The sequence below is a fragment of the Phyllobacterium sp. genome, from assembly GCF_037994405.1.
In the GTDB taxonomy this organism is placed as follows: Bacteria; Pseudomonadota; Alphaproteobacteria; order Rhizobiales; family Rhizobiaceae; genus Phyllobacterium.
On sequence record NZ_JBBNAN010000367.1, the window covers coordinates 1 to 11,372 of the forward strand.

Sequence of the window (11,372 nt, forward strand, 5' to 3'; positions counted from 1 at the left end):
CGGCATCGTTGCTTGGTATGTCATCCGCTATCCCTTCGAACGCCGCGCCAAGCGTGTGCAAGTTGTGAAAGATGCCCGTTCACCCACTGACATCGCAGGTCTTGCCTCGGCTCTCTTTGGTCTTGCGCTCTTGCCTGGAATCTATGTCGCCACCGGCATCCCCGAAACCGCCAACTATCCGACTAGCGCGTGGGCGGTTGCGCTTGGGGCGATCATTTTCGGTCTGGCACTCTGGGTTTTTCGCAGATCCCACAAAGAGCTGGGTCGGAATTGGTCGATCACGCTGGAGATTCGCGAAAAGCATCAACTGATCAGTTCCGGGCCCTACGCCCTCATCCGCCACCCGATGTACACGTCTTTCCTTCTTATTGCGCTTGGCCAAGCCTTGCTGCTGTCGAACTGGGTTGTGGGTCTGGCAGGCTTGATCGGCTTTGCAATCCTATTTTTTCTGCGGGTAAATAAGGAAGAGCGTATGATGTTAGAGAACTTCGGCCCGCAATATCGTACTTATATGGAGAGAACCAAGAGAATCATCCCTTATCTGTATTAGAGGTCACACGATGCGAGGCCGAGCCCTCAAGCTTTCAGCTCCCCGCCGCCTGGTCAACGACCTGATGAGGTTTTCGATTGGAATACCGCGAGTCACGGTGCAGCGTCGCATGAATCTCGGTTCGCTGGTGCGGGCCAGAATGTCGCTGCACGCCAAGCCATCCTGGACCGTGCTCTTCTTGAAAGGGTATGCCCTTCTCGCTCAGGAGATGCCAGAGCTAAGGCGCGCCTACGTAAAGTTTCCCTGGCCGCAACTTTACGAATATCCCCTCAGCGTTGCCTCAATTGCGCATGAGCGCGAGTATGACGGCGAGCGGGTCGTACTCTTGAGCCTCATCAAGGACCCGGAGCACCGACCTATTGCAGAACTTGAGACGTTGATCCAGGTAGCACGGTCACGTCCGGTCCTGGAGGTGAAGGAGTTTCGCCGTGCCTTGGGCATTGCGCGTATCCCGACGCCGATCAGGCGGCTCCTCATGTGGCTCGGACTGAACATTGGCCGGCAGAGAGCAAACCGTTTCGGCACATTCCAGCTGTCCGTCTATTCGGGCCTCGGAGCAGAGTCACTCAATCCGCTTACGCCTTTGACCACACTCCTCAACTACGGTCTGATCGGCCAGGACGGATCAGTGAATGTCCGCATTCATTACGACCACCGGGTGATGGATGGAGCCAACGTCGCGCGCGCGCTCGAACGATTCGAAAAGATCTTGAACGGCGCTGTCGCCGATGAAGTGAAACTGCTCGGGCAAAGTGCTAGCGTTGCGGCAGGTCGGGAGGATTTCAACCGGTGATCATTCGCCTGGGTGTATTTTGGGTGAGGATATGTTTCAAAATGACTGAGGAAAGCTTGCCAAAGTCACAGGCACAGCGCCTTCAGAGACAGTGTCATGATTTCGCAGGGTGAGCCTCGGCCGGCTGTCGTCGTAATCGGCGCTTCCGGTGGTATCGGACGGGCAATTGCCAGGGTCGCTGCCCGGGAGCGTGGCGCGGTCGTGCTCACTGCGCGTTCGGCGGAGGGTTTGAGTGCTGCCGCCGCCGACGTGCGGAAGGCCGGTGGCGAGGCATTCACGCTCGGGCTGGATCTTCTCGCCGGCGACGCGCCAAGGCAGGTCGAGGACTTCCTGTCAGCACATGGTTTGGTCTGCGATGTATTGGTCAACAGTGCCGGTTATGGCCTGCGAGGCGCGGCGACCGCTATGCCCATTGATGATCAGCTTGGCATCATAGATCTCAACATCCGTGCTCTCACGGAACTCACGCTCCATTTCCTGCCGCAAATGGTTGCGCGCAAGCGGGGCGGCGTCATCAACCTCAGCTCCGTGGCCAGTTTCGCGCCAGGGCCCTATATGGCCCTGTACTACGCCAGCAAGGGGTTCGTACGCTCCTTTTCACAGGCGCTTCACCAGGAAGTGCATCGAACGGGCGTCACTGTGACATGTTTAGCGCCGGGACCGGTGTCGACGGAATTTTACGCGAGGGCCGGCGCCAGACATGCATCGCTGTTCAGCCTTTTGCCCAAGCTGGATCCGGAAGTCGTGGCCGAACGTGGATGGCGTGGATTCAAATCGGGTCGTCGTCTGGTCGTACCGGGCATCTCGGCGAGGCTGTTGGTTCTTGCGGCGGCTGTCTTGCCTTCTGCAATTGTGCTGCCCCTGGTCGCCAAACTGCAGCGCAGCGGCAACGACCCATGTCCTTGCGGCTCGGGCAAGAAGTTCAAGAAATGCCACGGGGCCCGCCGGATCCGGAAACGCAGTTAAGAGCGGTCAAGGCGGGCGAAAGACGGGCCAAGTGGCGCTGCCGTGGCAGCTCAGGCACCGCACGGAAGATATATTCCAGGCCGTTAGGTTGTCGCCAATCGGTCCATTTTGTATTGTGCGTGGTAGAATGAGCTGAATGACTTCTTTGGAGGTTGGCATGAAATCCGGAACGAGCAAGTCGGACAGCGAGGCTTATGAATTGGCAAGCCGGACAGCTGACGCACAGCGAGCAAGGCTTCCCGATCGGCAGCGCAGTCAAATCAGCGACGCCGACATGGAAACCGGTGAAGCCTGGTTTGTCTGGGGCTTTTATAGCGCGATGACCGATGACATCGAGCGCCGGAAGCGGCTAATGACGACCTACCTGGACACGAAGTACGCGTATGAAAATAGTGAACAACGTGTTGACGAAATCGCCAGGATGGGAGAGGCGCGAAACGGTTTGTTCGACGCGATAGTGGCAGCGGGCCGTCAAGCGTACCGGGAGGGCGGCGACGGTCATCTGACAAGCATCGCGACAATTTTTCTGAACGTGATCAGGAATTATTAATCGCCGCTGGCATCCAGCCTCACATCTACCAGCGGCACCAATTGTCCTTGCTTTATGGTGCAGAACTGCCCGTTGACTTCATATTGGGACCATGGCTGATCCCACCGGACGCTTAAGACAACGGAGGCAGATAAGAATGGACGGCACCGATACAAGTCAAATTGAGATGGTCGTCCTGATGACGCCCGATATGGCCAACTTTAGCGGCAAGGTCCACGGCGGTGCCCTCCTCAATCTCCTGGACCGCGTCGCCTTCTCGTGTGCCTCGCGTTTCTCCAAGCAATATGCCGTTACTCTGTCCGTCGATCAGGTCGTGTTTCGTCAGCCAATCATGGTCGGCGAATTGGTGACTTTCCGTGCATCCATCAATTATGCTGGCCGTACCTCCATGGAAGTCGGCATTCGGGTAGAGGCTGAAGACATCCGCAGCGGTTCGCGCCGGCACACGAATTCCTGCTATTTCACCATGGTCGCCGTGGATGCAGATGGTAAACCAACCGCGGTGCCGGCATATTATCCGGCAACAGAGATTGCGCAGCAACGTTTACGCGCGGCGGAAGTAAGGCGCAGCCTGCGACGGGAGTTCGAAACGCGGTTCCGGGCCGCGGGTACTGGCAAGCCATAGCACACGCCTGAGCCGGGCAGCAAATCAGCAATCTGTCGATCACACAGCATGCCTCTCATTCGAAAGAACAAACGACCATGAGAAATGACCTGCCCACCGCATTCATGAATTGGTCTCGGCCAATCGTCAGAGGTCTTGCGTTCTTCATGATTCTGATAACAATCACCGCAGGTTATTACGGCGTCATGCGTCTGGCGGGGAATTTCCACACCACGATTCCCGGCGAGCTATACCGTTCAGCGCAGCCAAGCCCGGCGCAACTTGCATCCTACAAAGAAACCTATGGCATCAAGACAATTGTGAATCTGCGCGGCGAGAACAGCGGCCGGGCCTGGTATGACAAGGAAGTGGCAGCCTCGTCCCGTCTCGGCCTAAAACATCTCGATTTCCGTATGTCGGCCAGGCATGAATTGTCTCAAGATGAAGCGACGGCGCTCCTGTCGATCCTGAAACAGGCGGAGAAGCCAATCCTCATCCACTGTGAAGGCGGTGCAGATCGCAGTGGTCTGGCCGCCGCCCTCTATGTGGCGGCGCTGGCGCATGGGAGCGAGGAGGATGCGGAAGCGCAGATCTCAATCAGGTTTGGGCATATTTCACTTTCAGCGAATCCGGCCTTTGCCATGGATCGCACCTTTGAAACGCTGGAACCTTGGCTCGGTTTTCCGAACTCGTGATGCAGACCTCGGTGTAGTACAACCTTGTTTCCTCTGCCGTAGACGGATTTGCTCATGACCAACATCACAACCATCGCATCGACCATGACGGCAGCCTTCCTCGGCTCCTTTGTCGAGGTCGTCGAAGCTTTCACGATTATTCTTGCGGTCGGCGTGTCACGCAGTTGGCGACCTGCTTTCATCGGCACAGGACTTGCACTCGCCGTCCTTGCCACTCTGGTCCTCATCCTCGGACCGCTCCTGGGAAAGATTCCGGTCGAACTCCTGCAGTTCGTCATCGGAACACTGCTGATCCTGTTTGGCATGCGCTGGCTGCGCAAAGCGATCCTCCGTGCATCAGGCTTTATTGCACTCCATGATGAGAGCGAGGCTTATGCAAAAGAAACAGATCAATTGAAACGTCAGGCGGCAGATCGCCGCGCGGACTTTCTCGCCGCGACCGCAGCGTTCAAGGCAGTCCTCCTCGAAGGCATCGAGGTCGTATTCATCGTCATCGCGGTCGGCGCCGGTCGCGGCATGGTGGGCTACGCCAGCCTCGGAGCCAGTGCAGCCTGCCTCCTGGTGCTGATTATTGGCATTGTGGTGCATAAGCCGTTGTCGCGGGTGCCGGAAAACACGCTGAAATTCGTGGTTGGCCTTTTGCTCACGGCGTTCGGCATATTCTGGACCGGAGAAGGTCTCGGTGCCGATTGGCCCGGCGCCGATCTTGCGCTGATCGCCATCCTTGCCGTGCTTGCCATTTTCTCTTTCATCGCCGTGCGCATGTTGCGAGGTTATCATAGTTCCAACGTAAAGGCGGCCGCCTGATGAACGTCCTTCACATCGCCCTACGAGAACTGATCGGCATGTTCATCGATGATGGAGCATTGGCGCTCTTCGCAATGGTTCTGATCGCCGTGATCGCAGCGGCAGTCGAATTTGCAGGATTGCCCGGCTTCATCGGTGGTATTCTGCTGCTGATCGGCTGCATCGCGATCCTTGCCGAAAGCACCTATCGGGCAGTGCGAAAGAAAATCGACGAATGAGAAGCCGGGAAATGCGGTTTCGTTCTCGTGCATGGCGCTGAAAGCTGGCTGAAAGGTTACGTGGCTTATGTTGAGCCCGCATCGTTAAAAGCACATGTCCATGTGACTAGAACAGAAGATGCGGGAAACCAACCAAGGACGGAACAATGACGCTCTCACGCTCGCTTCTCCAGACCACAGCCCTTGCATTCACAATCGCAGTTGGCGCATTGGGCAATATGCCAACCGCACATGCTGACGACAAGATTACCATTATGGTCGGCGGTTATGAGAAGCATATCTATCTGCCGGCAAAGCTTGCCGAGGCACTCGGATATTTCAAGGATGAAGGCCTTGATGTCGAGCTGCTTAATGAGCCGGCCGGCGTCGACGCCGAAAACCAGTTGCTTGCTGGCGCGGTTCAGGGCGTGGTCGGCTTTTACGATCACTGTGTCGATCTGCAGGCCAAAGGCAAATTCGTGGAATCGGTGGTTCAGTTCAGCCAGGCTCCCGGGGAAGTTGAACTTGCGTCAACGAAGCATCCCGAGATCAAATCCGCGGCCGATTTCAAAGGCATGAACCTTGGCGTGACCGGGCTTGGCTCCTCCACAAACTTTCTTACACAGTATCTTGCGTCGAAAGCCGGTCTGCAGCCCGGCGATTTCACCTCTGTTCCCGTCGGTGCAGGCGCGACCTTCATTGCAGCCATGCAACAGGACAAGATCGAAGCTGGCATGACGACGGAGCCGACCATTTCGCGTCTGCTGAAAACCAATGAAGCACGCGTAATGATTGATATGCGTTCGGTCGAGTCAACACGCAGCGCGCTTGGCGGAACCTATCCCGCAGCCTCGCTTTACATGGAAACGTCCTGGGTCGATGCACATAAGGAGACGACACAGAAACTGGCCAACGCGTTTGTCAAAACGTTGAAATACATCAATACGCACAGTGCTGAAGACATCGCGGACAAGATGCCGAAGGACTTCTACGTGGGCGACAAGGACGGATATGTCAAAGCGCTCGCCGATGGCAAGGCTATGTTCACTGCCGACGGCGTGATGCCGGAGGACGGTCCCAAGACCGTGCTTGCAGTGCTGTCTACCTTCTCGAAAAACGTCAAGGGCAAGCAGATCGATCTTTCCAAGACGTACACATCCGAATTCGTGAAAGCTGCCAAATAGACTTTCTGGTCACGCCGCTGCCAGTTGATTTGCGCTGGAAGCGGCATTTCGATTGATGTCGGGTACTGCGTGCACGCCCGTTATCCGGCACGCGTCAGGTTAAAGCCATGAAGCAGAATACGTCTCAGGTCCCAGCGATCGAGCTGATCAATGTGAGTCGGCGCTTTGTCTCTCCGACGGGCAAATCGCTGACTGCCTTGCGCGATTTCAACATGACGGTGGCGCCCGGTGAGTTTGTCGCCGTTGTCGGGCCAACCGGTTGCGGCAAGTCGACAACGCTCAATCTTGTGACCGGCCTCGCAAAGCCTAGTGCAGGTGAAGTGCGCCTGATGGGCAAACCCGTTAATGGTATCGATCCGCGCGTTGGCTTTGTCTTTCAGACCGATGCACTCTTCCCCTGGCGGAATGTCATCGACAATGTCATGGCTGGACCGTTATTCCGCGGCAAGTCACGTGCGCAAGCCGCGCGGAGTGCCAAAGAATGGCTTGCCCGGGTCGGGCTGTCACGGTTTGAGCAACACTATCCGCATCAGCTTTCGGGGGGTATGCGCAAGCGCGTCTCCCTCGCTCAAACGTTCATCAATGAGCCTGAAATTCTATTGATGGACGAGCCCTTTTCGGCACTCGATGTGCAGACACGCACGGTCATGCACGAAGAACTCCTCCGCCTGTGGGCAGATCGGAAAGCATCGGTCGTCTTTGTGACCCATGACCTTGAGGAGGCTGTCGCACTCGCCGACAAAGTCTACGTTCTGACCGCCGGGCCGGCGACGGTGAAATCGGTCTATCCGATAGATCTGCCGCGCCCGCGGATCGTTGCCGAAATTCGCTATGAGCAGCGCTTTATCGAATATTGCCGCACGATCTGGGAGGATCTGCGCGACGAGGTGGAAACCAGCTATCGCCGCGCGAGCCAGGCCGCCTGAACCGGAGGAAACACATCATGACCGACGCCCCACTCGACAGCACCCTTCCCGTATTCCGTCCGGGCACGTCCGACGCCGAGATTGAAGCTGCTGCAGTCAAGGTACTGCAACGCCGCAAACACGCTGTCCGGTTCTGGCAGATCGCCATCCTGCTCGGCATTCTTGGACTTTGGGAGGTTTCATCAAACCGACTGTGGATCGACCCGTTCTTCTATTCCAGCCCAAGTGCGATTGTGGCGCGCTTCTATGAATGGATAACCGAGGGCACCGCCGAAGGTTCGCTCTGGTATAATCTTTGGGTCACAATGGAAGAGGCGCTGATCGGCTTTGTCGCTGGCTCAGTCACTGGCGTCCTTGTTGGTATTGGCCTTGGTCGTAACCAGTTCCTTTCGGACATATTCTCCGTCTACATCAAGGCGATCAATTCGATTCCCCGCGTGGTCCTGGCGCCAATTTTCATCATGATCATGGGTCTTGGCCTCGCATCAAAGGTCGCACTGGCGTTCATCATGGTGTTCTTCGTCGTCTTTGCCAACGCTTTTCAGGGTGTACGCGAGGCTGACCGCAATATGATTGCGAATGCGCGAATTCTTGGTGCTTCCAATTGGCAGGTGACCCGGACCGTGGTCGTCCCTTCGGCAATGAGCTGGATCTTTGCCAGCCTGCATGTGAGCTTCGGCTTTGCGATTATTGGTGCGATCGTTGGCGAGTTCGTCGGTGCGCGGTTTGGTATTGGGCAGTTGATTTCTATCGCCAAGGGAACATTCGATGCGGCCGGCATGTATGCAGCAATTGTACTTGTCATGCTTGTGACCCTGGTCGCCGAATTCATCATGACGATGATCGAAAACCGGCTGGCAAAATGGCGGCCCCAGCAGCACACAGATATGCAGTAACCAGAACTTGCGGGGGAAGGAGACCGGGCTTCGTCCCGGTCTTTTCATGCAACCGGTAGCCTGACCTCCACGATCAGGCCGCCATTCGGTGCTGTCTTCAGTGCGACATCGCCGCTTGCGCCATCGACCACCTCTTTCACGATGGCGAGCCCAAGTCCGCTACCCTCGGCTTGCGTCCCCATGATGCGGTAGAAGCGCTCAAATACTTGCTCATGCTCGCTTTCAGGAATGCCGGGACCATTATCCTCAACCCGAATGCACACCCACTCGCCCTCCAGCGAAAGAGAAACCGTCACGGTGCCGCCGGCCGGCGTGTACCGAAGGGCGTTGTCAACGAGATTGACCAGCATCTCGGACAGCATCGTGCCATCTCCCTCAACAAATGCCGGTCCGCTTGCTTCAAATCCGAGGTCGATCTGACGCTTTAATGCTGTTTCCGCGTAAGTTTCCAGAACTTGCCTTGCTGCGACGGTCAAATCCACCGTGTCATGGCGTGGCCTGCGGCTGCCAGGTTCTGCGCGCGATAGTGTTAGTAGCTGGCTCGCCAATCGCGTCAGCTGCTTTGTGCTCGTTCGCAATGCCTGCAGCGCTTCGTTTCGCCGAGCGGGATTTTCTTCACGTGCGGCAACACTTGCCTGCGTATTTACCAGCGCCAATGGCGTGCGCAATTGATGTGCAGCGTTGGAGACGAAACGCCTCTGTGCAGACATTTGGCCCTGTACCCTTTCCATATGATCGTTGAGTGCGTGGACGAGCGGGCGAAGTTCACTTTGAACACTTTGTGAATTGAAAGGATCCAGCCTTTCGCGATCGCGCTGCCGGACCGCATCACGCAGTTTCAACACGGGTGCCAGGCCGCGCTGAAGACCGATGACCGCGACCAAACCGGCAACGAGCACAAGCAGCAATTGTTTGGTGAAATCCGACAGCCACAGGCGCTGGCGCATGGCACTCTCATTGTTGAGTGTCACAGCGACTGAAACGGAGACTGTCGCATCTTTGGCGAGGCCAACCACGGGATGGTTGAGCATCATGACCCGCACCTTGTCGCCGCGAAAGACAGCGTCTTCGCCCGTTTGTTCCTTCGTTGGAGACGGCAAATCAAGGAACCCCGTGACGAGCGTTCCCCAAGCGGTGATAACCCTGTAAAAGACGCGGTCGCCGTGGCCAGTATCAAACATTTCCAAGGCAGCCGGCGGGATATCCGCTTCGATCGTGCCATTGGTGTCAACCGCCACCGCTTCGGCGATGACGCGGGCAGAGGACAGCAGCATCTGGTCATTGATCAAATCCGCCGTTGCTTCAGCGGACTGAAAGCTGGTGAACAGATTGATGCAAATCACACTGATGAGCGGAAGAACGATCCAGAGCAGAAGCTGAAAGCGGAGGCTTTCGGCCGAGCGTTTCCAAAGAGGAGGTGAGGTTCGGGCAGATCGAGGCGTGACATCATTCGTCATGACGTAGAAGATATCCAAGGCCACGAAGCGTCGCGATCTTTACCGAGCTTCCCTCGAGTTTCTTACGCACTCTATGGACATAGATTTCGATCGCGCTCGGATCCGCAAGATCGTCAAAGCCGAATACACTTTCTGACAATGCGGTCTTGCTTACGGTCGTTCCGGATTTCAGAACAAGATGTTCGAGGACGGCATGTTCGCGCGGCGTCAGCAACAAAGATTCGCCTGAAAGAAAGAACTGGCGTGTTCGACCATTAAAGAGCAATTCCCCAATAGTGACTTCGGGTGACGCCCGATCATTTCCACGCCTCAACTGGGCCCGGATGCGCGCTTCGAGTTCGGCGATTTCAAACGGCTTGGCAAGATAGTCGTCGGCCCCTTCGTCGAGACCAGCAACACGGCCCCCGAGGCTGGCATTGGCCGTCAATATGATCACCGGGACTTTGTTGGCCCTCTGGCGCAGCCGCCGCAATACTGTCATGCCATCGACCTTAGGCAGCGCAAGATCGAGGATTACGAGGGCATATTCTGCAAGGCGCAGGGCGTGATCGGCATCCTCACCATCGTGGACAATATCAACAGCGTATTGCGCCTGGCGGAGAGCTTTTCCAAGCCAGGACGCCAGTTCTCTGTTGTCTTCGACAAGAAGGATGCGCATCGGCAAACACTATATAGCGTAGGCCCCGATTAACCAATCCCGCCGCTCATTGAGACATTGAACTTCTTCCTATTATCCTGTTTTGCGGGGCGTGCTGGATCACGCAACTATATGGCGACGACCGCACAGAACAGGAATATCTTCAGCTCGATCGATAGGCGCAATGAACTCACGCGAAGAATGTTTAAACATGTTCTAAGACGTAGCGAAACGAGACGCATTTTACCTTTATTTTGTCCTCATCTGATATGTGGAAGCTTATGCCGTTGGTTTCGCGATGCTCAATGCTTGAAAGGACGCTGCTGCAGGGCGTATGCCTTGGCGTCTGCCTGAGCACGGCGCATGCGCAAAATACGACGAAAAGCCCTTCTGACAGGAGTTGGATTGTAACCCTCGGAGCTGGCACTGAATACGGGCCATCCTTTGAAGGATCCCGGCACGGCTCGTTCAGCTTTGTTCCCTCCTTTGACATAAGGCGATGGGGCGAACCGGCTGGCCTGAGTGCTCCGGATGATGGTTTCGATTATTCGTTGTTTGAGTTGGGCGGCGTGGAACTGGGACCTGTGGCCAACATTCGCGGCAGCCGCACAAAATCCGATGACTCTGGCCTCGAAGGGCTGCACGACATCAGCTGGGGCGTTGTTGGTGCCTATGCACAATATTGCCCCGTTGAAGATAAACTGCGCTTGCGGGTGGAAGCCCGGCAAGGGCTTCGCAAGAATGATGGTTTCCTTGCCGACTTTGCAGCCGATTGGTTCCAACCCTATGGACGCGCCTTCATGTTCTCGGCGGGTCCGCGTGTGTCGCTTGCCGATACGACCTGTATGCAGAACAATTTCGGCGTATCGGCGTTCGAAGCTCAGGCCAACGGGGGTTTGAACACCTTCTATCCCAAGGCCGGAATCAAGTCCGTTGGTTTTGTGCTCGGCGCGACGACACGACGAGCCTCCAGGTCTATGACAAATTTGAACCGGCTTGTCGGCGATGCCGCAAACAGCCCGATCGTCACCAACCTCGGTTCAGCCAACCAGAACACGGTGGGATTTGTGCTAAGCCGATCATTTCAGATTGGATTTTGAACGCTGACTG

At 56.4% G+C, this 11,372-nt stretch carries 14 protein-coding genes; 12 read left to right on the top strand and 2 right to left on the bottom strand.

Going from position 1 to position 11,372, the window contains the following annotated elements; translation table 11 throughout:
* The 11 genes from AAAC48_RS20475 to AAAC48_RS20525 all read left to right on the top strand — a co-directional run.
* A partial coding sequence (locus tag AAAC48_RS20475) for a protein-S-isoprenylcysteine O-methyltransferase (RefSeq protein ID WP_340655951.1) occupies positions 1 to 550 on the top strand: 550 nt, incomplete at its 5' end.
* Between the two features lie 10 nt (positions 551 to 560).
* Positions 561 to 1,343 carry a hypothetical protein gene (locus AAAC48_RS20480; RefSeq protein WP_340655952.1) on the top strand — a complete coding sequence of 261 codons (783 nt, stop codon included), beginning with the start codon at positions 561 to 563 and terminating at the stop codon, positions 1,341 to 1,343.
* Between the two features lie 96 nt (positions 1,344 to 1,439).
* Positions 1,440 to 2,309, top strand: a complete 870-nt coding sequence (locus AAAC48_RS20485; protein ID WP_340655953.1) for an SDR family NAD(P)-dependent oxidoreductase — start codon at positions 1,440 to 1,442, stop codon at positions 2,307 to 2,309.
* 157 nt (positions 2,310 to 2,466) lie between these two features.
* Positions 2,467 to 2,859, top strand: coding sequence for a hypothetical protein (locus AAAC48_RS20490; protein ID WP_340655954.1), 393 nt, complete (start codon positions 2,467 to 2,469; stop codon positions 2,857 to 2,859).
* Positions 2,860 to 2,995: 136 nt separating this feature from the next.
* Positions 2,996 to 3,484, top strand: coding sequence for an acyl-CoA thioesterase (locus AAAC48_RS20495; protein WP_340655955.1), 489 nt, complete (start codon positions 2,996 to 2,998; stop codon positions 3,482 to 3,484).
* 146 nt (positions 3,485 to 3,630) lie between these two features.
* Positions 3,631 to 4,158, top strand: coding sequence for a tyrosine-protein phosphatase (locus AAAC48_RS20500; protein ID WP_340655956.1), 528 nt, complete (start codon positions 3,631 to 3,633; stop codon positions 4,156 to 4,158).
* A gap of 54 nt (positions 4,159 to 4,212) precedes the next feature.
* Positions 4,213 to 4,965 (top strand): COG4280 domain-containing protein, encoded by a 753-nt coding sequence (locus AAAC48_RS20505; RefSeq protein WP_340655957.1) that lies wholly within the window; start codon positions 4,213 to 4,215, stop codon positions 4,963 to 4,965.
* Complete coding sequence (locus AAAC48_RS20510; RefSeq protein ID WP_340655958.1) at positions 4,965 to 5,183, top strand: hypothetical protein; 219 nt, start codon at positions 4,965 to 4,967, stop codon at positions 5,181 to 5,183. Before AAAC48_RS20505 ends, AAAC48_RS20510 begins: the two co-directional genes overlap by 1 nt.
* Before the next feature lie 146 nt (positions 5,184 to 5,329).
* A complete protein-coding gene (locus tag AAAC48_RS20515; protein WP_340655959.1) occupies positions 5,330 to 6,346 on the top strand; it encodes an ABC transporter substrate-binding protein in 1,017 nt (338 codons plus the stop codon).
* A 107-nt stretch (positions 6,347 to 6,453) separates the two neighbouring features.
* A complete protein-coding gene (locus tag AAAC48_RS20520) occupies positions 6,454 to 7,272 on the top strand; it encodes an ABC transporter ATP-binding protein (protein ID WP_340655960.1) in 819 nt (272 codons plus the stop codon).
* A 17-nt stretch (positions 7,273 to 7,289) separates the two neighbouring features.
* A complete protein-coding gene (locus tag AAAC48_RS20525) occupies positions 7,290 to 8,168 on the top strand; it encodes an ABC transporter permease (protein WP_340655961.1) in 879 nt (292 codons plus the stop codon).
* A gap of 44 nt (positions 8,169 to 8,212) precedes the next feature.
* Here the strand turns inward: AAAC48_RS20525 and AAAC48_RS20530 are convergent, their stop codons facing one another.
* Together AAAC48_RS20530 and AAAC48_RS20535 are read right to left on the bottom strand one after the other, a co-directional pair.
* Complete coding sequence (locus AAAC48_RS20530) at positions 8,213 to 9,625, bottom strand: sensor histidine kinase (RefSeq protein ID WP_340655962.1); 1,413 nt, start codon at positions 9,623 to 9,625, stop codon at positions 8,213 to 8,215.
* Positions 9,615 to 10,283, bottom strand: coding sequence for a response regulator (locus AAAC48_RS20535; protein WP_340655963.1), 669 nt, complete (start codon positions 10,281 to 10,283; stop codon positions 9,615 to 9,617). Before AAAC48_RS20535 ends, AAAC48_RS20530 begins: the two co-directional genes overlap by 11 nt.
* 284 nt (positions 10,284 to 10,567) lie before the next feature.
* Between AAAC48_RS20535 and AAAC48_RS20540 the strand changes: the two genes are divergently transcribed.
* A complete protein-coding gene (locus AAAC48_RS20540; RefSeq protein ID WP_340655964.1) occupies positions 10,568 to 11,362 on the top strand; it encodes a MipA/OmpV family protein in 795 nt (264 codons plus the stop codon).
* Positions 11,363 to 11,372 lie beyond the last annotated feature (10 nt).